This window comes from Asticcacaulis sp., from assembly GCF_051954415.1.
In the GTDB taxonomy this organism is placed as follows: Bacteria; Pseudomonadota; Alphaproteobacteria; order Caulobacterales; family Caulobacteraceae; genus Asticcacaulis.
This window is the reverse complement of sequence record NZ_JBQCHT010000007.1, coordinates 77699-99326: the sequence shown is the minus strand read 5'-3', so window position 1 is coordinate 99326 and position 21628 is coordinate 77699. Positions and strand designations below refer to the sequence as shown.

Genomic DNA, 21628 nt, shown 5'->3' with positions numbered 1-21628 from the left:
CGACGCCTTGGCCGAGGAATGCGCCGCCAAGGCCAAGGTCACGTTGAACCGGCTTCACAGCGTCTCGGCGGAACAGCTTGGGAAGCTTACGCTTTCGCATCCCTTCAAAGGCCTTGGCGGCGGCTATGAATTCCCGGTGCCGATGGTTGCCGGCGAGCACGTCACCGACGATGCCGGCACCGGCTTTGTCCATACCGCGCCCGGCCACGGCGCTGACGACTACCTGGTCTGGCTGAAGTCCGGCCGTTCGCTCGATTCGATCCCCGATACGGTCGATCCCGATGGCGCCTACTACCCGCATGTGCCAGTGTTCGCCGGCCTCAAGGTGCTGGAAACCGAGGGCAAGAAGGCCGGTAAGTTCGGCGACGCCAACCCGACCGTTATGAACAAACTGATCGAGGCCGGGAACCTGCTGGCACGCGGTCGGGTTGAGCACTCCTATCCCCACTCCTGGCGCTCCAAGGCCCCGGTCATCTTCCGTAACACCCCGCAGTGGTTCATCCGCATGGATGGCGACGACTCGCTTCGTGACAAGGCCATGGCCGCCATCGCCGATACCGCCTTCTATCCCGACCAGGGCCGCAACCGCATCGGCGGCATGGTCGAAACCCGCCCGGACTGGCTGATCAGCCGTCAGCGTAACTGGGGCACGCCGCTGGCCATGTTCGTCGATAAAAAGACCGGCGAACCGCTGAAGGACGAGGCTGTCAACGAACGCATCATCAAGTACATCACCGATGGCGGTGCCGATGCCTGGTTCACCCGTCCGGACGCCGATTTCCTCGGCAACGGCTATAACCCGGACGACTATGAAAAGGTCACCGACATCCTCGATGTCTGGTTCGATTCCGGCTGCACCCATGCCTTCACACTGGAAGATCGTGCGGACACGCACTGGCCGGCCGACCTCTATCTCGAAGGCTCCGACCAGCACCGCGGCTGGTTCCAGTCGTCCCTGCTGGAAAGCTGCGGCACACGCGGCCGTGCGCCCTATAATGCCGTCCTGACCCACGGCTTCGTGCTCGACGAGAACGGCGAGAAGATGTCGAAGTCCAAGGGCAACACCACCGCCCCGCAGGACGTCGCCAAGGAATCCGGCGTCGAGATCCTGCGCCTGTGGGTCGCCTTCGCCGACTATTCCGAAGACCTGCGCATCGGCAAGCAGATCATCCAGACCACGGTCGACGCCTATCGCAAGCTGCGCAACACCCTGCGCTACCTGCTGGGCGCCATCCACGGCTATACCGAGGCCGAAGCGGTAGACTATGTCGATATGCCGTCACTGGAGCGCTATATCCTCAATGAGGTCTATACCCTTGATGCCAAGGTGCGCGCCGCTTATGAGGTTTACGATTTCGCCGCCGTGGTTCGCCCGGTCGCCGATTTCTGCATCCAGACCCTGTCGGCGCTATATTTTGATATCCGCAAGGACAGCCTTTACTGCGACGCGCCGTCGTCACTGAAGCGCCGCGCCTGCCGCACGGTGATGAACATCCTGTTCGAGCGCCTGACCCTGTGGCTGGCGCCGATCCTGACCTTCACCTGCGAGGAAGCGTGGACATCGCGTGGCAACGAAAAGGCCAACCTGTTCCGCGTGCTCGAAGCCGTGCCCGACGAGTGGCACAATCTCGCCGAACACGACCGCTGGCAAAAGATCGAGACCGTCCTGTCGGTCGTCACCGCCGCCCTGGAAGAAAAGCGCCGCGACAAGGTGATCGGCTCGGCCCTCGAAGCCGCACCGATCGTCCATATCGCCGATGGCGCCACCTGGGACGCCATGCAGGGCATCGATGCCGCCGAGGTCTTCCGTACCTCTCAAGCCACATTGAGCCTCGATCCGGCGCCGGCCGATTCTTTCAAACTGGAAGGATTGGCCATGATTGCCGTCGTCTTCGCTCGCGCCGAAGGCCGCAAATGTGCCCGCTCGTGGCGCATCCTGCCCGAGGTCGGCAGCGATCCGCGTTACCCCGATTTGTCCTTGCGCGATGCCGAAGCGGTCGCCGCCTATGACGCCACTCACGCCCCCTCCCTGGCCGGATAACCCTTATGGATAAGCTGCGCGCGCACTTCACCCCGCTCTATACCTCGCTTGGCCTCAAGGGCCTGGGGCTGGCGGTCATCGTCCTGTTCCTCGACCAGCTCACCAAGCTGGGCGTGCTCTACGGATTAAATCTTCAGGCCATCGGCGATCAGGTCAATATTTTGCCCTTCTTTTCGCTCACCATGGTCCATAATCAAGGCATCAGCTTCGGCCTCCTGACCTCAGGCGGTCTTGGCCGATGGCTGTTGGTGATGTTCCAGTTCGGCATGGGCCTGGCCCTTATGGACTATGTGCGGACGCAGATGAACGCGTGGCTGACCGTCAGCCTCGGCCTGATCATCGGCGGCGCCATCGGCAACGGCATAGACCGGTTCCGGCTGGGCTATGTCGTCGATTTTCTCGACTTTTCGGGCACGCATGTGTTCCCGTGGGTCTTCAATGTGGCGGACAGCGGCATCTGTATCGGCGTGGCCCTGCTGGTCTGGTACTTTATCCGCGCCGACCTGACGGCCAAACACAAGGATGCTGCTTAACGCTTGGCAGCGTCCGATAAAACAAGTATCACTTCCCCACGGTTCGGCGTGGTTAAAACACCGAATGGGGACATTGGAGCAAATGATGAAGTCGGTTAAGATTGCGGCGGGTCTGTTGATCGTGGCGGGTGTCGCCCTTTCGGGGTGCCAGTCCACCAAGAACGCCCTGGGCCTGAACAAGGTCGTGCCCGATGAATTCCGCGTCGTCACCAAGGCGCCGCTCGTCGTGCCGCCGGATTACGCCCTGCGTCCGCCCGCCCCCGGCGAACCGCGCCCGCAGGAACTCCAGCCGGAAAGCGCCGCCCGCCAGGCCCTGCTTGGCCAGCGCGATGCCGTCAACCGCAGCCCCGGCGAAGCTGCCCTCGTCGCCCGCATGGGTGGCAACAAGGCCGACCCCCTGGCCCGCTATGTGGTAGACGATGAATTCGGCGACCTGACCTACAAGGAACCTTCCTTTGCCGACAAGGTGATGTTCTGGAAGAAACCGGCCGAAGCCTCTGAAGCCGCAACCGCCGCCAATGCCAACGCCGCCGCCGGCAATACGCCCGTGCCGGTCGATGCCGCTGCCGAACAGGCACGCCTCAAGGCGCTGGTTGGGGATAATCCCATTATCATCACCCAGAAGCCGAACCCCAAGTTCAAGCTGCCCGGCCTCTAAGTTTCGGGCCTTCAAGGTTACCGATAATTTACTTGAGCAATCAGATGAAAAGGCGTTCCTTCGGAGCGCCTTTTTCTTTGGCCAAACATATTCAGGAGGTTCCCATGGTATCGCAGCGTATTCTCTGTCTGGCTATGGCGCTTTCGCTGACCGGACTGGCCCAGACAACCTACGCGGCAGATGCAGCCGCCGAATGCGCCGCCAATGCCTCGCTTGATACCCGCATCGAAGCCGTTCTGGCGAAGGCCGACCGTCCTGAAGGCCAGCGCGCCAATGATGCCAACCGCCTGAGTGAAACGCGGTTCGTGCTGTCCCACATAAAGCCTGGAGACCACGTTCTCGATCTGGGTGCCGGTGGTGGATATGAATCCTATTTGCTGTCAGCAGCAGTCTGTGGCGGCAGCGTCGATTCGCAAAATCCGCCCCAATGGGTGGAGGCCTTCAAGATGGAACCGGCGCGCCAGATGCTGGTGACGGCCCGGCCGAATGTGCATCTGGTCACCTCGGATTTCGGCAAGGTGCCCGCACCGGCCGCGCCCTATGACGCCATCTTCATCGGCACCATCTATCACGACACCTATAATGAAGCCGGCCATGACGCCGTGGCCATGGATAAGACACTGCTTTCAACCTTGAAACCGGGTGGGCTGGTGATCCTGACCGATCACAGGACGGCCGATGGCGCCAGCGCCAGCGCGACCAATACGCTACACCGGATCGACAAGGCGCAGGTGCTCAGCGATTTCAAAGCGGCTGGCTTTGAACTGGTGGAAGACAGCCCGGTTCTGGCCAATCCGGCGGACGACCATTCGAAGAATGTGTTCGATCCATCGATCCGCGGCCACACCGATCGCATGGCTTTAGTGTTCCGCCGGCCTTTATAAGTTTCAGAGGATCACGGAAAGACACGGAATTTTTTGCGTGTTTTTGTCTGCGCTAAGCGCCTGCATTTCGCATGTTTCAGCACGTATAAATAAAGGCCCTTCGGGCGGTATTGATGCAACGGAGACATTTCCGTGTCTTTCCGTCTTTCTCCGTGCCTTTCCGTGATCCTCTTTAACGACAAGACACCCGCTCCGACTCCGGTTATAAAGTCCGGATGTCCCTTATTCAGCGTCTGCCCCAGGATACCATCAACCGCATCGCCGCCGGTGAAGTCGTCGAGCGGCCCGCCTCGGCGGTCAAGGAACTGGTGGAAAACGCCATCGATGCCGGCGCTACCCAGATCGATATTCGCGCTGACCTCGGCGGCCTGTCGCGCATCCTGATCGAGGATAATGGCTCCGGCATGGGGCCTGAGGATTTGCAACTGGCCATCGAGCGTCACGCCACCTCCAAGCTGAAGCCCCAGTCTGACGGCACCTGGGATCTGCTGCATATCAAGACCCTCGGCTTCCGCGGCGAGGCCCTGCCCTCTATGGGCTCAGTGGCGCGGCTCGACATCACGTCCCGCCTCAGGGACGGCACACCGCTGAATATCCGTGTCGATGGCGGTGTCATCGCTCCGGTCCGGCCGGCGGCCTTTGGCGGTGAGCACGGCACGCGCATTGAACTGACAGATCTTTTCTACGCCACGCCTGCGCGCCTGAAGTTCATGAAGTCGGAGCGCGCGGAAAACATGGCCATCGCCGAAGAGGTCAAGCGCCAGGCCATGGCGCACGAAAATGTCGGTTTTTCGCTTGAACTCGACGGCAAAAAACAACTGAAGCTTTATGCCGAACCGGCCGGCTTCGAGGGCCGTCTGAAGCGCCTCGCCGCCCTGCTGGGTAATGATTTTTCCGACAATGCCCTGCTGATCGACCAGGGCCGCGAAGGCGTACATCTCACAGGCTATGCGGGCCTGCCGACCTTCTCGCGCGGCAATGCGGCGCACCAGTATCTCTTCGTCAATAACCGCCCGGTGCGCGACAAGCTGCTGGCCGGTGCCCTGCGTGCCGCCTATGCCGATTTCTTGGCGCGCGACCGTCATCCGCTGGCCGCGCTGTTTGTTGAGATCGACCCGCAGGAACTCGACGTCAACGTTCATCCGGCCAAGACCGAGGTGCGCTTCCGCGATCCGAACCTGGTGCGCGGCCTGATCATCGGCGCACTGAAACACGCCCTCGCCTCAGCCGGCCACCGCGCCGCAACCACCGTGGCGCACCAGACAATCAGCGCCTTCCAGCCTCAAGTGGTACAGCCCCTGCTGGGCCTGAACCGGCCCTATAATCCGGTCTCGCCGGCGCAGATTGCTGCCGTGCGCCCCTATATGGCTCCTTATTTGCCGGAAGCCATGCCCTTTTCACCGACCGCGCGCGTGGAGGCCGAAGTCTTTTATCATGATACGCCCGGTGTGGCCGAAGCCTATGCAACAGATATCATGGACTTGCCGACTGAGGTTCAGGCACCGACGCACACTCCAACTCAGGCAGAAGCTTTTCCGCTCGGTGCGGCACGGGCGCAACTGCACGAAACCTATGTCATCGCCCAGACCACCGATGGACTGGTCATCGTTGACCAACACGCCGCACACGAACGCCTGGTCTATGAGCAGATGAAACAGGCCATGGCCAGCGGTCAGGTGCAAAGCCAGAGCCTGCTGATACCGGAAATCGTCGAGCTGGAACGCGAGGAAGTCAGCCGGCTGATGACGCGCCAGGCCGACCTGCAATCGATGGGCTTAAGCATCGAAGCCTTCGGCCCCACCAGCGTCCTGGTGCGCGATATACCCGCCCTGCTGGGCGATTGCGATATCGCCGGCCTGGTCCGAGACCTGATCGACGACCTGACCGAACACGGCGAATTGCTGGCACTGAAAGAGCGCATGGCGGAGATTTGCGGCGATCATGCCTGCCGGCACAGCATCCGCTCCGGCCGCCGCCTCACAGGTGAGGAAATGAATGCCCTGCTGCGCCAGATGGAGGCCACGCCCCATTCCGGCCAGTGCAATCACGGCCGCCCCACCTATGTCGAACTGAAGCTCAAGGATATCGAAAAGCTGTTCGGGCGGCGATAAAGTGAAGCCTTAAACGACCACCGGGGCGCCGCGATCCTGTCGCGCGCCCCGGCAATGCCCCCGCCCTTTGACTCTGTGGGCGAATATCCAATAAAAAAGCCTGCAATCAGCGGATTGCAGACCCAAAAATTAGTGCGTCAGGTTCAGAATGATCAGGCCAAGGCCCATAACCACGCCCCATACCTGAACGCTCAGACCAGCCACCAGAAACAGTTTCAGACCATCGGAACGGCGCTTCGTGGCGCGCGGACTTACGGCTTGTGCAGTTTGAATATCCATCACCTTGACCCCTAATTTAGTAATAGTCTGCTCAGGCTATCAGCAATTTTTGTGCCTCTTTTTTTGGGCCAGCTTGCTGTTCATGCCTTGTTAAGGACATATTGGGGATAAGAGTTAGGAACCGTCAATAGATAATTTTTAACCCTGCGTTAAATATACCACTTACCCGGTCTTTATGGATTTTTTATTTAATTAAATCCGCACCTTACGAATTAAAAATTTTTTGTTTCAGGAATAAAACCTGCGCCGCGCCATAGGTTTTGACGTTGATTTTTTGCCACACGTCTGTGACAAAATCATCCTCATCCGCCGCCCGCTCAAAAACGATTATGGCATTTTCAGACAGCCAGTTACCGCTGATGAGCGCGTCCAAAGCCTTTTCACCCAAGCCTTTGCGATAGGGCGGATCGAGAAATACCAGGTTGAAAGCCTCGGCCTGAGACCCAGGACGCAGCCCCAGTTGGGTGGCATCCCGCCTGTGGACGCGAGTTGTGCCAAAAAGACCGAAGGTCTCCACATTGTCCCGGATTGCGCCACGCGCCGCCTCGTCGGTCTCGACGAACAGGCAGAAGGCAGCCCCGCGCGACATTGCCTCAAAACCCAGAGCACCAGAGCCAGCGAACACGTCCATGACGCGCGCACCTTCCAGGTTCGGCGCCCAGTCGGCATGAGCCAGGATGTTGAAAATGGCCTCACGGGCGCGATCGGAGGTCGGACGGGTGTTCTGCCCGTCCGGCGTCACCAGCGCACGGCCCTTGAATTTGCCCCCGACGATCCGCACCGCCTCAGCCCCTAGCTGTCACGGCGCGGCTTGAAGGGGGGCTTGCCCCCCGGACGCGGCCCGCCGGATGGCCTGTCGCCGGAAGGACGCCCACCAGGCTTGCCACCACGCGGCGCCCCCTTGAAGCCACCGACCGACGGACGATCGCCATAAGACTTGCGCTCACCGCCTTCGCGCGGGGCATAATCGCGCTTGGGGCCACGGCCTTCGCCATCACGCGCGGCATAGGGCTTCTTGAAAGCGGGGCGATCGCCACGTTCGGCACCTTCCGCACGGGCCGGACGATTGCCGTAGTCGCGCTTCGGACGGTCATTATAGCTACGTTCGCCACCGGCATTGTCCCGCGCGGCATAAGGCTTCTTGAACGCAGGACGATCACTACGTTCGGCGCGTTCCGGACGTGGCGTCCACTTCTTTTCGCCGCGCTCTTCACGGTTCTGGCCACCGAACTCGCGCTTGGCGCGCTCGTAGGCACCGGCTTCACCGGCGGGAATACCATCGCCATCGCGTTTGGCGTAAGGCTTCCTGAACGGACGGTCACCTTGCGAACCTTCGTTCCGAGGACGATCACCAAAATCACGCTTGGGACGGTCGCTATAGCTCCGCTCACCGCCGGCATTGTCACGCGCTGCATAAGGCTTCTTGAAGGCCGGACGATCACCCGTCGGTCGGTCGCCAAAATCACGGCGGGGCCGGTCGCCCACAGGCCGCTCGCTACGTTCCGGACGCGCCGTCCAGGTCTTTTCACCATAGGGCTTGCGATCGCCGAAATCGCGGCGCGGTGCGGGTTCAGGACGACGATCACGAGCCTCACCGTCGCCTTCAAAGCGCGGACGTTCGTCGAAATCGCGATCCTTGTAATCGCGCTTTTCAAACTCAGTGCGCGGCTTCCATTCTTTCGGTTTATCACCGAATTTCTTGTCGCCGAATTTCTTCGCACCAAAGGCTGGCCCAGAACCAGATTTGTCGCCAAAAGCCTTCTTTTCAAAGCGGTCTCCACCACCGCGACGACCGGCGGGCGCGCCAGTGCTTTCACGGGGAGACGATAAACTGCGTGTCTGTGAAGCACCTTCCGGCGGCAGATTGCGCAGTTGCACCACATCGGCCAGCATCTCGCGGATCACCCGCGGGCCGATTTCCTCTACCTCGCCTGGCTCCAGATTACCGAGCAGGAAAGGCCCGTAAGCCAGGCGAATCAGGCGGTTAACCTTTAGGCCGATCGATTCCAGCACCTTACGGACTTCACGGTTCTTGCCTTCGGTTATCGAAACGGTGACCCAGCAGTTGGCGCGGCCATCGGCCTTTTCCGCCACCTTGTCGAGCGTGGCCTCCATAGGCCCATAAATGACGCCATCGACCGTGGTGCCGTCCTTCAGGGCATCGAGACGCGCCTGGGTGGTGTGACCAAGCGCGCGGGCGCGATAGCGGCGCACCCAGCCGGCGGACGGCAGTTCCAGCGCGCGTGCCAGTTCGCCGTCATTGGTCAGCAGCAGCAGACCTTCGGAATTGAGATCGAGACGGCCTACCTTCAGCACACGCGGCAGGTCCGCCGGCAGCTTGTCAAATACGGTCGGGCGGCCGGAGGGGTCACGCTCCGTAGTCACCAGACCGACCGGCTTGTGATAGCGCCACAGGCGGGTGGGCTCGGCCTTGCCGACTACCTGGCCATCGACGGTAATAACATCGGTTGCCTTGACCAGAACGGCAGGCGTTTCGAGAATACGGCCATTGACGGCAATCTTGCCCAGGCCAATCAGGCGCTCGATTTCGCGGCGCGAGGCCAGGCCGGCGCGGGCCAGCACCTTGGCGATGCGCTCTCCAGCGGCGATCTTGTCATCTTTTTTCGGGGCCTTCTTCGGGCGCTCGGGCTTCTTCCCGGCAGCGTCACGGGCGTCACGCATTTCCTGCGGCATATAGCGGTGACCGTCGGCGATCTCCTGCAATTCCTTCGCAGCCTGGATTTCCTGCGGCGTCAGCTCGCGTTCGGATTCGTTCTGAGGCTCGTTACGCTCTCCAGCGTTACTGTCTTGGGTCACGATGTATCTTTCTAAAATGTCTTGACGCTCTGGTCCTGGCCCGTCTTTAAGTCCTTATGGAAGACGATATCGACTTGATGCGCATGGCGCTGGAAAAGGCGCGCGAGGCGGCCTTGTCCGGCGAGGTGCCGATAGGCGCCTTAATCTACGATCCGTCAAGTAAAACTGTTGTAACAAGTGCCGGAAATGCGCCGATTTCGTTACATGACCCCACGGCACACGCTGAAATAAGGGTTCTGCGCGCGGCGGGTGAGCAACTCGGCAATTACCGCCTGACCGATCTGTGGCTGTACGTGACGCTGGAACCCTGCGCCATGTGCGCCGGCGCTATCAGCCACGCCCGCATCGGCCGGGTCATCTATGGCGCACCTGATCCGAAAGGCGGCGCGGTTGAGCATGGCCCGAAATTCTTCGCGCAGGCCACCTGCCACTGGAAACCGGATATTACCGCAGGCATATTGGCCGAAGACAGTTCGGCAATGCTGAAATCCTTCTTCAAGACCAGACGCAAGGGAACACAAAATGGCGGGTAATGGTTTCAATCTCGGTCCTCTCCAGCCTTTCTGGGATGAAGTGGTCCGCGAAGCCGGCATTGTCTGGGCGAAACTGGGCGAACATCCGGACATGATGGCCAATATCGGCTGGGCCGCGGCTATCCTTGCCATTACCCTGATGCTGTCCGGCATGGCGTCGGACGCCGTAAAACGCGCCTCGCGCCGGCTGGTTCACAAGGATGGCGACCGGACTCTGCTGGAGTTCTTTTCACAGGTGGTGCGTTGGATCGTCCTGGCGGTCGGCCTGGTGGCGGTGCTCAATCGCCTAGGCGTCCAGACCGCTTCCCTGCTCACCGTGCTGGGCGCGGCATCGCTGGCCATTGGCCTGGCCCTGCAAGGCACGCTCGGCAATGTGGCCGCCGGCCTGATGATCCTGTTTAACAAGCCCTATCGCATTGGCGACACGGTCTATCTTGGCGAAATCAAGGGCACGGTGCACCGGCTGGGCCTGTTCGCTACCGAAATCAATACATTGGACGGGGTGCGCGTTTTCGTTCCCAATACAAAGGCATTTACCAACGAGATCACCAACATCACGACAAACGCTGCCCTGCGCCTCGAAGTGCTGGTCGACGTCGCTTACGATACAGACCTTAGACAGGCATTGGATATCCTGATGGATGTAGCGATGAAGCAGCCCGAGCGGCTGAGCACGCATGACCCGGTCGTCGGCCTGACGGAGTTCGCCGCAAGCGGAATTACCGCGAGGGTATTACTTTGGGTCATGCCCGCGCATGGTATCGCCGCCCGAACCAGTCTGATGATTGATATCAAGAACGCCTTTGATGCGGCGGGAATCGAAATCCCCTTCCCACACCAGGTCGAGATCAGCAAGGCTTAAAATTTGTAGCGCAGCCCCAGTTCGACAACGGGATAGGTCTTGAAATCCCTGATGTCATCTTCCAGGCTCTGGCGTTCCGTTTCCAGCGCCGTCTGCACTTCCGGCGTGTCGGCATAGACGCTGTCAGACGTCAGGGTAACGCGTGGGCGCCCCTGGAAATAGGCACCGGCTTCCAGATTGATTTCCACCACACCGACCGGCCAGCGTGCGCCGATACCGAGATAGGGCACGATATCGTCAAATGTGGCGCGTCCATTCAAGGTGCCGACCTGGGCATCGGTCAGGGGCACACCGCCAACGATTACGGTGCCGTTGGCGCGGCCCGTCGCCACGACCTTGTTGTCGTTTTTGTAGACGCCGGCAGTAAGGTAAAGGGGCCCCGTCTCGCTGAAGCGGTAGTCGAGTTGCGCGCCATAGGAGGCGAGTTTCAGATCACCGTCATAGCGGATGTCGTCACTGGTGTCGTCATAACCGAAATTGGCGCCGTTGGCGATGGCGCGGAGAGTAAAATGCGGGCTCAGTTTCACGCCAAACTCGGCGCCATATCCCAGTGTACCGGCACGGGCGCCAATAAAATCAGCCTCGACCGCCTGCGCACTGACAGGGGCAACGGTGATGGCGCCCAGAAGGGCAGTGGCGATAAACAGGTGACGCATGATGTGGCTTCCCAAATTCCGTAAATTTTGCGGCAGCATAGAAATACCACTGCCGGTTCACAAAGTGATTTGAGAAGCTGAAATATTAGAGGGGCGTAAAGGAAGCCTGAACGGCCAGCCGCTTAACTCAGCCCTTTGCGGCCGATATCGTAGAACCGCTGAGCGCGCTGCTCGACCAGTTGATCCGGCGACAGGAAGCTCATCGCCTGCAATTCCTTTTCCAGCACATTACCGAGGGTCTCGATCATGACTTCGGGATCAGAGTGCGCACCGCCGGCCGGTTCCTCGACGATGCGGTCGACAATACCCATTTTGAGCAGGTCGGGTGCGGTGATCTTCATCTGATCGGCGGCATCCTTGGCGCGCGAACCGTCATGCCACAGGATCGAGGCCGCACCTTCCGGCGAGATCACCGAATAGATGGAATGTTCGAGAATCAGCACGCGATTGGCAGCGGCCAGCGCGATGGCGCCGCCGGAACCGCCCTCGCCCGTCACTGTGGCAATCACCGGCACGCGCAAGGTCAGGCCCTTTTCGGTCGAGCGGGCGATGGCTTCGGCCTGGCCGCGTTCTTCCGCGCCGATGCCGGGATAGGCGCCGGCGGTATCGACAAAGGTCAGGACCGGCAAACCGAACTGTTCAGCCATCTCCATCAGGCGCACCGCCTTGCGGTAGCCCTCCGGCCGGGCCATGCGGAAATTGTGCTTGAGGCGCGTGGCGGTGTCATGACCTTTTTCGTGGCCCATGACCACGACCGACTGGCCGCGGAAACGACCCAGGCCACCGACAATCGCCTGATCGTCGCCAAACTTGCGGTCACCGCGCAGTTCGACGAAATCCTCGATCAGGCCGCTGATATAATCGACGAGATGCGGCCGTTCCGGGTGGCGGGCGACCAGCGTCTTCTGCCAGGGATCAAGACGCGAATAGGTCTCGCGGCGCAGAACTTCGGTGCGCTGGCGCAGCGCATCCAGTTCAACATCCAGATTGGCGCCACCGCTTTGCGACAGCGCGGAAAGCTCCTCGATCTTGGCTTCCAGGTCCGCGATAGGCCGTTCAAATTCGAGATAATGTCGCATCAGGTCGCTCTTGATTGCCCCAAATGTACGCGTGTGGCGTTAAAAACCAATACCGAATAAGGCAACACCCTTAAAGGCCATACCTTTTAGAAGAGAGGCCGTTTAACAGCAAGTCGTCATCCGTCAAAGGGGATTTTTCAAGGGACGCGGCTCCTTGCCCCATTCCTGGCGCGCCCCTCGGAACTATCTGAGCCCTATCCTGTACGGCCCTTGGCCAGCGGATGATGACTCTCCACCACCTCGCGCAGGCGCTCACCCGCGACATGGGTATAGATCTGCGTGGTCGAAATATCGGCGTGCCCGAGCAGGGTCTGGACGGTGCGCAGGTCGGCGCCCCCCTCCAGCAGGTGAGTCGCAAACGCATGACGCAGGACGTGCGGAGAGACACGCGCCGGATCGATGCCGGCATTGAGTGCCGCTTCATCCAGCAATTGCCCGACACGCCGGCGGGTCAGGTGGCCATCGGCGCCGCGCGAGGCAAAAAGGAAGGGATTGTTTTTGTCGCCCGCCGGCAAGAAAGCCTGGCGAATCTCCAGATATTCCCGGATAGCGGCCCGGGCAGACGGATTAAGCGGCACCAGTCGTTCAACGCCGCCCTTGCCCCTGATAATCAGGTAGGCCGGATCGCGCTGGACGGCGTCAAGCTTTAAGCCGATCAGTTCGGAAATGCGCATACCTGACGCATAGGCCATCTCGATCAGGCACTCCAGCCGGACGGCCTGGTGCGGGTTCTTCTCCGCGCAGGCGGCGATCAGCGAATCGACCTCAGAGCGGGAAAGGACTTTCGGCAGGCTCAGTCCTTTTTTAGCGGCGGCGATCTTGCGGCTGGGATCGGCTCCGGCCAGATTTTCCGCCACGCAGAAGCGGTAGAATTGGCGGATCGCCGAACGCTTGCGCTGGGTGGTGGCCGCTGACAGGCCACGTTCGCTCAACAGGGTGAAGTAGCGCGCCAGATCCGGTTCCGCCAAAGCGAGCAAGCCGGAAGCGGTAACCTGCAATGTATCGGCTAGATCCGCCAGATCGCGCCCGTAAGCTTCCAGCGTCGGCTTTGCGGCGTTGCGCTCAACGGCGATCATTTGCAGGAACTGTTTTACGGGGTCGAATCGGGAACTCATAAGGTTAAGTCTGGCAAAGTCACCCTAATATCGTGTAAAGCAGGCAAATGACCGCCGAGCCTGAGCCTTCCGCTACTGAACCCCCAATGCCTGGGCCTCCAGTGCGCCCCGTCTTCACTTTGCCGAAAACCGTTGCGCTTGTCGGCCTGATGGGCGTTGGCAAGACCACCATAGGCCGCCGCCTGGCCGATCATTTTGGCCTGCCCTTTGTTGATGCCGACGAGGAGATCGAGAAAGCCGCTGGCATGACCATCGCCGATATCTTCACCAACTACGGCGAAAAAGGCTTCCGTGACGGCGAACAGCGCGTCATCGCCCGTCTGCTGGAAGGGGAACCGCGTATCCTGGCCACCGGCGGAGGTGCCCTGACCCACCCCCTTACCCGTGAAAACCTCAAGGCCAAAGCCATTACCCTTTGGCTGAAAACCGACATCAAGGTGCTGGCCAAGCGCGTGGCCAACCGCCCTCACCGCCCTCTGCTCAAAGACCGGAACCCGATCGAAGTGCTCAAAGAACACGTCAAGACCCGCTATCCCCTGTATGAAATAGCCGACATCACCGTCGACACCGGCGACCAGTCGCACGTCAAGGCGCTCGATCAGGTGGTAGCGGCCCTGCACGCGCACATAACGGGTGCAAAATGAGCGGTATCAGGCGTATTCCGGTTTCCGGCGAGGGCTTCAAAGCCTATGAGGTTATTGTTGGCCAGGGCCTTCTGACCGAGGTTGAAAAATGGGTCGGTCCCTTTCTGACCAACAGGCGCGTGGTCATGGTGACGGATTCCAATGTCGGCCCGCTTCATGCCGACCGCATCCTGGCTCAATTCGAGGCGGCCGGCCACAGGACGCACAAGATCGTGGTGCCCGCCGGCGAGGAAAGCAAATCCTATGACGGCCTGAAATTCGTCCTCGATGCTCTGCTCGATTACGGCCTTGACCGCAAGGATGTAGTCATCGCTCTGGGCGGCGGCGTCATAGGCGACCTGACCGGTTTTGCCTGCGCCGTCTATATGCGCGGCATCGACTTTATCCAGATCCCAACCACGGTCCTGGCTCAGGTCGATTCCAGCGTCGGCGGCAAGACGGCCATAGACCACGAAAAGGGCAAAAACCTGATCGGCGCCTTCTGGCAGCCGCGCCTGGTGCTGTGCGATCTCGATATCCTCAAAACCCTGCCAGCGCGTGAAATTCGCTGTGGATATGCCGAGATCATCAAGTACGGCCTGCTGGGTGACAAAACCTTCTTCGAGTGGCTTGAAGCCAATGACAACAAGGTTCTGGCGCTGGAGCCGGAAGCCATCCTCCATGCCGTCGCACGATCGGTCGAGATGAAGGCCGAGATCGTGGCCGCCGACGAGCGCGAGGGCGGTCAGAGGGCTTTGCTCAACCTGGGCCACACCTTCGGCCATGCGCTGGAGGCAGAGGTCGGTTTCGGTGATATCCTTTTGCATGGCGAGGCCGTGGCCATCGGCATGGCTCAGGCTTTCCGCTACAGCGCGCTCAATGGTGAATGCACCGAGGAAGACTCCGATCGGGCCGTGGCGGCTATTCAACATGCCGGCCTGCCAACGCGCATGAGCGATATCAGGAACGCCCCCTTCGATGCCGACCGCCTCATCATTCATATGGGTCACGACAAGAAGGCCGAGGGCGGCACCCTCACCTTCGTCCTCATCAATGGCATCGGTCGGGCCTTCATTGCCAAAAAGGTGCCGGCGGAACAGATTGCCGAATTCCTCATATTGGATGGCGCCGTTTCATCCGCCACGGCGCCAGCTTAAAGGTCCAGTCTCATGCTGATCGCTTCCCTTATCGCACTGGTGCCTGTGCTGTTGCTGATACTGGGGGTGTCGGCGATTTTCAGTGCCGGCGAGACCTCGATGACGGCCGCCTCGCGCGGCCGGATGCACCAGCTTGAGCGCGACGGCGACAAGGCGGCCAGGCGGGTCAACAAGCTCCTGACCAACCAGGAAAAGATGATCGGCGCCATCCTGCTGTTGCAGAATGTGCTCAATATCGGCGCCTCGGCCATCGCCACCATCTCCATTGACCGTGCCATTCCCGGCCCGTGGGGTGCAGCCATTTCCACCGCCTTCATGACCGTCATGGTGCTGGTCTTCGCCGAAGTCCTGCCCAAAACCCTGGCCATCATGAAGCCGGATGATGTGGCCCGCTTCCTGTCACGGCCCGTAAGCTGGACCGTCTTCATCTTCGGCCCGATCATCAATGCCGTGCAATGGTTCGTGCGCGCCGTGCTGCGCCTGTTCGGTGTGCGCATGTCGATGGAGGTCGATGTGCTGGCGGCGCACGAGGAAATCCGCGGCGCCGTTGAATACCACCACGACGAAGGTGCGGTGCAGGTTGAAGACCGCAACATGTTTCGCGGCGTGCTCGACCTCGCCGAACTCGATGTCAGCCAGATCATGGTTCACCGCAAATCGATCGACATGATTGATGCCGACCTGCCGACCGAGCGCATCATCGACATCGCCCTGGGTTTCAGCCACACCCGCGTACCGCTTTACAAGGACAACACTGAGAATATCATCGGCATTCTGCACGCCCGTGACCTGATGGCGGCGGTGATCCGAGCCAAGGGCGATATCAAAAGTGTCGATGTCATGGCCATTGTGCGCGAGCCGTGGTTCATCCCCGACACCACCAACCTGAAAGACCAATTGGCCGAATTCCGCCGCAAGAAGGCGCATTTTGCCCTGGTGGTCGATGAATACGGCGCCCTGCAGGGGCTGGTGACGCTGGAGGACATTCTGGAAGAGATCGTCGGTGAAATCGACGACGAACACGACGCTGTTCTTACCGCCCTGCGCCGCCAGTCCGATGGATCGATCCATGTCGATGGCGACCTGGCCATACGCGACCTCAACCGTGCCATGGACTGGGAATTGCCCGACGAGGATGCCGTCACCATCGCCGGTCTGGTCATTCACGAGGCCCGCACCATTCCGGAACCCGGTCAGACCTTCATCTTCTATGGCCGCAAGTTCCAGATCATGCGCCGCCAGCGCAACCAGATCACGGCGATCAAGATTTCACCGGTCTAGAAAATCGCGCTTAAGACAGGAATACAAATGAAATATTTCAGGAATATTCCGCTTCTTATCTTTGCAGCCATCGCGGCCCTGATGATGGCCCTCGCGATTATAGACAAGGTGTTTTCCCTGAAATGGGGATACGAATGGAAACACATTTTATATTTGCTGGGCTTTCTATTCGGCGCCTTCATTTTATTTATATTCGGCGAAATATTAGATCGAATAGGAAGTCGCAGAGGCAAGTAGCACCGTCATAAATCTAGCTAGCGTCAAGAAAAATCCCGCCGGAGCGGTCCGACGGGATTTTGATTCTAGTTATGAAGCCTTACTCGCCCGAATGTACCTCTTCCGGCTCGTCCTTGCCCTGGGCATGGAACAGTGGCGATATCATCTTGCCGAAGAAGTGCGATATCTCATCGATGATCGTGTAGGTTGCCGGCACGAACACCAGTGACAGCAAGGTCGAGGTGATCAGGCCGCCGATCACCGTCACCGCCATGGGCTGGCGGAAGGCGTCATTGCCGACGGCCACCGGAATCATGCCGGCGCCCATGGCCACGGTGGTCATGACGATCGGACGCGCCCGCTTTTTGGCGGCTTCAAACAGGGCCTCGGTGCGCCCCATGCCCCCCTTGATTGCCACCATGGCGTATTCGACCAGCAGGATCGAGTTCTTGGCGGCGATACCGACCAGCATGATCAGGCCGATATAGGTCGGCATCGACATGCTCATCTGTGCCAGTATAAGCCCGATGAAAGCCCCGCCAAAGCAAAGAGGCAGCGCCAGCAGGATGGTGAACGGATGGCTGAAAGAACCAAACAAAAGCACCAGCACCACATACATCAGGGCGATACCCGTCAGAATGGCGGCGATGAAGTTCGGCACCATTTCCAGGAAGTCCTCGGTATTCGGATTGGGCACAATGCGAACGCCAGGGATTTCGCCTTTCTTGAGCTTGACCATGGTCGGCGTCGCCATGACGGCAGCATCGGCAGTCCCGTTGGGTACGCCGTTCAGGTCACCATTGACCGTGGCCGAACGGGTGCGGTCGATCCGGTTGATCTTGATCGGACCGGCGCCGAAGCTGATATTGGCCACCGCCGTCAGCGGCACCGATGTACCGCTGCGCGTCGGCACCATCAGCGTATTGAGGTTGTTGATGTCATAGCGGGCATCGGCCTTCAGCAGGACGCGGATCGGAATCTGGCGGTCGCCGTCATTATATTTGGCCAGGATCTGATCGATATCGCCCATTGTGGCCACGCGCGCCGCCGAGGAGATGGTCTCGGTCGAGACCCCCATCAGTGCCGCCTGGTCGGGCTTAGGCGTGATGACGACTTCCGGCTGCACCAGGTTATCCTCGGAATGGACATTGGTCAGTTCCTTGAGCGCCGCCATTTCCCGCAGCAATTGCTGCGAGGTGGAGGCCAGCAACTGTTCGTTATCCGAGGCCAGGATATAGGCCACGCCGGTGCCGCCGCCGCCATCCTGGCCGAAGCTGCTGTGGATGCCGGGATATTTGGCCAGGGTCTTCGAGAATGCCTGCTCGAACTGGGTCTGCGAGAGCTTGCGCTCCTTTTTCGGCACCAGGTTGACCGTGATCGTGGCGTTTTCCATGTTCATCACAGCATAGGTGCTGCGCACCTCCTTGTGCGTGGCCAGGTCGGCGACGATGCGCTTGACCACATCATCGGTTTCCTGCAGCGGCGTTCCGGGTGTCAGGGTCAGGCTCATGACCGACATCGACTGGTCATCGGCCGGAATGTTGTCGCTCGGAATCGTGCTCAAAAGCGCGATTGAGCCCGCAAAGAACATGATTCCACCCAGGAACGGCGCCCAGCGCGCCCGCAGAAGCGAGGTCTTGAGGCGGACCGTCAGAATGATGGTGCCAATGACCCCAGCAAGCCCGACGAGTGCGATAACCCCACCAATGATCTGCGAGGGCAGTTCCGGCTTGATGATGGCGCCATCCGGGCCGGGGTGGGGAAAGATAAAGCCCGATCCCATCGCCATGATGCCCAGCGAGAACAGCAGCCCGAATTCAAGCGCCGCCCACCGTGCCTTCATGTAAGGTTTGTACAGAATGAAGAACAGCAGCAGAGTCACGCCGAAGACACCGGCGGCGGCGATACCCATCGGCACCAGTCCTTTCGTCAGGTACTGGATCAGCAGCATGATCGAAATCAGCGCCCCGTGCATGAAAATATACCAGCGCCATTTCAGATGGCCTTCCAGGCACCATTTCAGCATCGCCTGATAACCATCCATCCAGAATGGCTTGTCATGGTCGTGCTTGGGATTGGCGCGCAACAGATAGGCGCCCATCAGCGGCGTCAGGGTGCGCGCCACCACCAAAGAGAAAAATACCGACACACACGACGCGATGGCGAAGCTCTTGAAGAACTGCCCGACGATCCCTGGCATGAAGCCGGTCGGCGCGAAAACAGCGATCAGGGTCGCCGTGGTCGCCACGACGGCCAGGCCGATTTCATCGGCGGCCTCGATGGCGGCCTGATATGGCTTCTTGCCTTCGCGCATATGCCGAACGATATTCTCGATCTCGACGATAGCGTCATCGACAAGAATACCGACGGTCAATGACAGGGCCAGCAGGGTCACCACGTTGAACGACTGGTTCAGCAGGTGCATGACATAGAAGGTTGGCAATAGCGACATCGGCATGGCGACGGCGGAAACCAGGGTGGCCCGCCAGTCGCGCAGAAACAGCCAGACCACGAACACGGCCAGCGCCGCACCGATAGCCAGGGCCTCCATCGAGGTATCGAAACTGCGCTGCACTTCCTTCACCGAGGAGGACACTTCTTCGATCTGCACATTCGGGTTGGAGGCTTTCAGCGCCTCGACGGCCGCGCGCACCCCTTCAGCCACATGCACTTCCGACGTGCCGCGGGTCCGCTGGATATTGAAGCCGACGACCTCATTGCCGTTATAGCGGGCGCGCGTCCGCGGTTCGGACCAGGTGTCGCTGACCGTGGCGATATCGCCCAGGCGCACACTGCCGCCGTTGGACAGGGTGATGCGCGTGTCCGAAAGCTGCTGGACGCTGCTGGCGCCGCCAACCGTGCGGATGGTCTGTTCCGAGGCGCCGGCATTGAAACGACCGCCCGGCATGTTGACGTTGAAATTGCGCAATTGCTGGCTGATATCGCCGGCCGTCACGCCTTGTGCCGCCAGCTTGGCGGGATCAAGCTCGATACGGATTTCACGGTCAACCCCGCCGTCACGCGTCAGTTGCGACACGCCCTTGACGCCCAGAACCTTTTTGGCAACATCGTTATCGACATACCAGCTCAGGTCTTCCGGCGTCATGTTGGCGGCGCGGATCGTATAACTGAGCAGCGGCTGCCCCTGCGCATTCTCGACGCGCGACACAATCGGATCGAGCACATCGGACGGCAGGTTGGCCCGCACACCGGCCACGGCGTTGCGGACATCGTTCGTCGCCTTCTCCAGGTCGGTTTCGAGCTGGAAGGTGATAATGGTGGTCGATGCGCCTTCGTTGACAATCGACTGGATATGGCGGACGCCGCCCAGGCCCGATACGGAATCCTCGACGATACGCGTTACCTGGTTCTGCAGTTCGGTCGGCGCGGCACCGGAACGGACAACGGTGACGACCACGATCGGGAAGTCGATATCCGGCCAGTTATTGATGCGCATCTGACCGAAGCCGAGAAAACCGGCGATCGTCATGACGACAAAGAAAACAAGGGTCGGGATGGGGTTGCGGATCGACCAGGACGAAATCTGGAAGCCACCGCCGCCTTGCGCTGAAGATGCGGTTGACATGATCAGTGCTCTCCGCCCGCTGCCGTTGTGGCCGTAGCCTTAACCAGGTCGCCATCATTGAGGAAGCCGGCGCCGGTTGTGACCACGCGGTCTCCCGCGACAAGCCCTTCCCTGACAATGACATCCTTGCCGCCCGTCGTCGTGCCGAGCAGGACCTTGCGCAGGTGTGCCTTGTTATCCGTACCGACCACAAAGACCTGCGGCAGGTTTTCATGATAGACGACAGCATTTTGCGGGATCAGCAATACGTTCTGAGAACCGGCATCTATGGTGCCGGAAGCAAACATGCCCGGACGCAGGCCCGAAGACCACGGCACGCTGACGCGCGCATAGCCCAGACGCGTGGCCGGGTCTACCATCGGCGTGACGATGCGCACCGAACCGCTGACCGGCCCGGTGGATTCACTGGTGACCGTCACCGGCATACCGGCGGAAATATTATGCAGGTCGCTTTCCACCACCTGCATGTTGAGTTCGATGCGGCCATCACGGACAATGCGGAACAATTCGGCGCCCTGGCTGATATTCTGGCCAAGCACAGCCGTGCGATGGGTGACGATGCCGGACACCGGCGCGCGCACGGTGGCCATGTTGAGCTGGGTTTGGGCCGTCTGCATGGCGGCTTCCGTCGTCAGCTTGGCGGCCTCGGCATTATCGAGCGCGGCGGCCGACAGATAGCCCTGTTGGAACAGGGTCTGGGCGCGCTGGTACGCCTTGTTCGACTGGTTGTAGTTGGCCTGGGCCTGCTTGAGCTGGGCCTGGAGCAGGACGTCGTTCATTTTCAGCAGGGGCTGCCCTTGCTTGACGGTTTGCCCTTCATCGGCCAGCAGCGCCACGGCGGTCAGACCACCGGTTTCGGCGCCGACGGCGACCTCCTGCCAGGCGCTGATCGTACCGGTGCCCACCACCTGGACCGGGGCCGTATCCTGACGTACCACGGCGAAATTGACGACCGCCGCATGGGCTTCCGCCTTGCCATCGTCCTTCTTTTTCCCGCAGCCGCTGATGCCTGCACCAATGACCAGCGCCATGGCGACAAACGCCGCCACTGATCGTGACCGCGAACCGGCTTTCAGAGTTCCCCAAATCATGCCCATTGATCCTACTTTTCTCATGCGCCGCTGCTTAAGCGAACACCGTTGTTTCTTTACCGCACTCTGATGTGCGCCCCGTTGCCTGTCAACGAAAGGCGACATT

General features: G+C 60.3%; 18 protein-coding genes. 10 read left to right on the top strand and 8 right to left on the bottom strand.

All coding sequences use genetic code 11. The annotated features are described in order from the left end of the window. The 5 genes from ACTHND_RS02400 to mutL all read left to right on the top strand — a co-directional run. Nucleotides 1-2041, top strand: a 2041-nt coding sequence (locus tag ACTHND_RS02400) for an isoleucine--tRNA ligase (protein WP_440175689.1), incomplete at its 5' end; no start/stop codon positions are given. 5 nt (nt 2042-2046) lie between these two features. Further along, nucleotides 2047-2574: a signal peptidase II gene (gene lspA, locus ACTHND_RS02395; RefSeq protein WP_440175688.1), complete on the top strand. Its 528-nt coding sequence runs from the start codon at nt 2047-2049 to the stop codon at nt 2572-2574. A gap of 85 nt (nt 2575-2659) precedes the next feature. Next, on the top strand, nt 2660-3232 hold the full coding sequence (locus tag ACTHND_RS02390; protein WP_440175687.1) for a DUF3035 domain-containing protein: 573 nt from the start codon (nt 2660-2662) through the stop codon (nt 3230-3232). 104 nt (nt 3233-3336) lie between these two features. Further along, nucleotides 3337-4116, top strand: coding sequence for a methyltransferase (locus ACTHND_RS02385; RefSeq protein WP_440175685.1), 780 nt, complete (start codon nt 3337-3339; stop codon nt 4114-4116). A 215-nt stretch (nt 4117-4331) separates the two neighbouring features. After that, nucleotides 4332-6227, top strand: coding sequence for a DNA mismatch repair endonuclease MutL (mutL, locus tag ACTHND_RS02380; RefSeq protein WP_440175684.1), 1896 nt, complete (start codon nt 4332-4334; stop codon nt 6225-6227). A gap of 129 nt (nt 6228-6356) precedes the next feature. Here the strand turns inward: mutL and ACTHND_RS02375 are convergent, their stop codons facing one another. The 3 genes from ACTHND_RS02375 to ACTHND_RS02365 all read right to left on the bottom strand — a co-directional run bounded on the left by ACTHND_RS02375 (nt 6357) and on the right by ACTHND_RS02365 (nt 9323). After that, entirely contained in the window at nt 6357-6506 is a 150-nt protein-coding gene (locus ACTHND_RS02375) for a hypothetical protein (protein WP_170828196.1), read from the bottom strand. Nucleotides 6507-6711: 205 nt separating this feature from the next. Beyond that, nucleotides 6712-7287 (bottom strand): 16S rRNA (guanine(966)-N(2))-methyltransferase RsmD, encoded by a 576-nt coding sequence (rsmD, locus tag ACTHND_RS02370; RefSeq protein ID WP_440175683.1) that lies wholly within the window; start codon nt 7285-7287, stop codon nt 6712-6714. Between the two features lie 11 nt (nt 7288-7298). Next, a complete protein-coding gene (locus ACTHND_RS02365; protein WP_440175682.1) occupies nt 7299-9323 on the bottom strand; it encodes a pseudouridine synthase in 2025 nt (674 codons plus the stop codon). Between the two features lie 56 nt (nt 9324-9379). Between ACTHND_RS02365 and ACTHND_RS02360 the strand changes: the two genes are divergently transcribed. After that, complete coding sequence (locus ACTHND_RS02360; RefSeq protein ID WP_440175681.1) at nt 9380-9856, top strand: nucleoside deaminase; 477 nt, start codon at nt 9380-9382, stop codon at nt 9854-9856. Next, entirely contained in the window at nt 9846-10718 is an 873-nt protein-coding gene (locus ACTHND_RS02355; protein WP_440175680.1) for a mechanosensitive ion channel family protein, read from the top strand. The genes ACTHND_RS02360 and ACTHND_RS02355 overlap by 11 nt, the downstream gene beginning before the upstream one ends. On the opposite strand, the gene ACTHND_RS02350 is transcribed toward ACTHND_RS02355, so the two are convergent. From ACTHND_RS02350 to ACTHND_RS02340, 3 genes are all read right to left on the bottom strand, one after another. Then, nucleotides 10715-11374, bottom strand: coding sequence for a hypothetical protein (locus tag ACTHND_RS02350; RefSeq protein WP_440175679.1), 660 nt, complete (start codon nt 11372-11374; stop codon nt 10715-10717). The two genes, ACTHND_RS02355 and ACTHND_RS02350, sit on opposite strands and share 4 nt — an antisense overlap. 122 nt (nt 11375-11496) lie before the next feature. Then, a complete protein-coding gene (locus tag ACTHND_RS02345) occupies nt 11497-12456 on the bottom strand; it encodes an acetyl-CoA carboxylase carboxyltransferase subunit alpha (RefSeq protein ID WP_440175692.1) in 960 nt (319 codons plus the stop codon). A gap of 191 nt (nt 12457-12647) precedes the next feature. Then, complete coding sequence (locus ACTHND_RS02340; protein WP_440175677.1) at nt 12648-13568, bottom strand: site-specific tyrosine recombinase XerD; 921 nt, start codon at nt 13566-13568, stop codon at nt 12648-12650. Between the two features lie 86 nt (nt 13569-13654). Here ACTHND_RS02340 and ACTHND_RS02335 point away from each other — a divergent pair, with 86 nt between their 5' ends. The 3 genes from ACTHND_RS02335 to ACTHND_RS02325 are packed head-to-tail and all read left to right on the top strand — an operon-like array spanning nt 13655 to nt 16629. After that, a complete protein-coding gene (locus tag ACTHND_RS02335) occupies nt 13655-14212 on the top strand; it encodes a shikimate kinase (protein ID WP_440175676.1) in 558 nt (185 codons plus the stop codon). Continuing rightward, nucleotides 14209-15348: a 3-dehydroquinate synthase gene (aroB, locus tag ACTHND_RS02330; RefSeq protein ID WP_440175674.1), complete on the top strand. Its 1140-nt coding sequence runs from the start codon at nt 14209-14211 to the stop codon at nt 15346-15348. The genes ACTHND_RS02335 and aroB overlap by 4 nt, the downstream gene beginning before the upstream one ends. Nucleotides 15349-15360: 12 nt before the next feature. Further along, on the top strand, nt 15361-16629 hold the full coding sequence (locus tag ACTHND_RS02325) for an HlyC/CorC family transporter (protein WP_440175672.1): 1269 nt from the start codon (nt 15361-15363) through the stop codon (nt 16627-16629). A 316-nt stretch (nt 16630-16945) separates the two neighbouring features. Here ACTHND_RS02325 and ACTHND_RS02320 read toward each other — a convergent pair whose 3' ends face one another. Together ACTHND_RS02320 and ACTHND_RS02315 are read right to left on the bottom strand one after the other, a co-directional pair. Continuing rightward, nucleotides 16946-20431 (bottom strand): efflux RND transporter permease subunit, encoded by a 3486-nt coding sequence (locus ACTHND_RS02320; RefSeq protein ID WP_440175671.1) that lies wholly within the window; start codon nt 20429-20431, stop codon nt 16946-16948. Between the two features lie 2 nt (nt 20432-20433). Next, nucleotides 20434-21522 (bottom strand): efflux RND transporter periplasmic adaptor subunit, encoded by a 1089-nt coding sequence (locus ACTHND_RS02315; RefSeq protein ID WP_440175670.1) that lies wholly within the window; start codon nt 21520-21522, stop codon nt 20434-20436. Nucleotides 21523-21628: the final 106 nt, after the last annotated feature.

Coding starts and splice junctions, on each gene's coding strand:
- lspA (WP_440175688.1), top strand. CDS start 2,047: ATGGATAAGCTGCGCGCGCACTTCACCCCGCTCTATACCTCGCTTGGC.
- ACTHND_RS02390 (WP_440175687.1), top strand. CDS start 2,660: ATGAAGTCGGTTAAGATTGCGGCGGGTCTGTTGATCGTGGCGGGTGTC.
- ACTHND_RS02385 (WP_440175685.1), top strand. CDS start 3,337: ATGGTATCGCAGCGTATTCTCTGTCTGGCTATGGCGCTTTCGCTGACC.
- mutL (WP_440175684.1), top strand. CDS start 4,332: ATGTCCCTTATTCAGCGTCTGCCCCAGGATACCATCAACCGCATCGCC.
- ACTHND_RS02375 (WP_170828196.1), bottom strand. CDS start 6,506: ATGGATATTCAAACTGCACAAGCCGTAAGTCCGCGCGCCACGAAGCGC.
- ACTHND_RS02360 (WP_440175681.1), top strand. CDS start 9,380: ATGGAAGACGATATCGACTTGATGCGCATGGCGCTGGAAAAGGCGCGC.
- ACTHND_RS02355 (WP_440175680.1), top strand. CDS start 9,846: ATGGCGGGTAATGGTTTCAATCTCGGTCCTCTCCAGCCTTTCTGGGAT.
- ACTHND_RS02350 (WP_440175679.1), bottom strand. CDS start 11,374: ATGCGTCACCTGTTTATCGCCACTGCCCTTCTGGGCGCCATCACCGTT.
- ACTHND_RS02340 (WP_440175677.1), bottom strand. CDS start 13,568: ATGAGTTCCCGATTCGACCCCGTAAAACAGTTCCTGCAAATGATCGCC.
- ACTHND_RS02335 (WP_440175676.1), top strand. CDS start 13,655: ATGCCTGGGCCTCCAGTGCGCCCCGTCTTCACTTTGCCGAAAACCGTT.
- aroB (WP_440175674.1), top strand. CDS start 14,209: ATGAGCGGTATCAGGCGTATTCCGGTTTCCGGCGAGGGCTTCAAAGCC.
- ACTHND_RS02325 (WP_440175672.1), top strand. CDS start 15,361: ATGCTGATCGCTTCCCTTATCGCACTGGTGCCTGTGCTGTTGCTGATA.
- ACTHND_RS02320 (WP_440175671.1), bottom strand. CDS start 20,431: ATGTCAACCGCATCTTCAGCGCAAGGCGGCGGTGGCTTCCAGATTTCG.
- ACTHND_RS02315 (WP_440175670.1), bottom strand. CDS start 21,522: ATGATTTGGGGAACTCTGAAAGCCGGTTCGCGGTCACGATCAGTGGCG.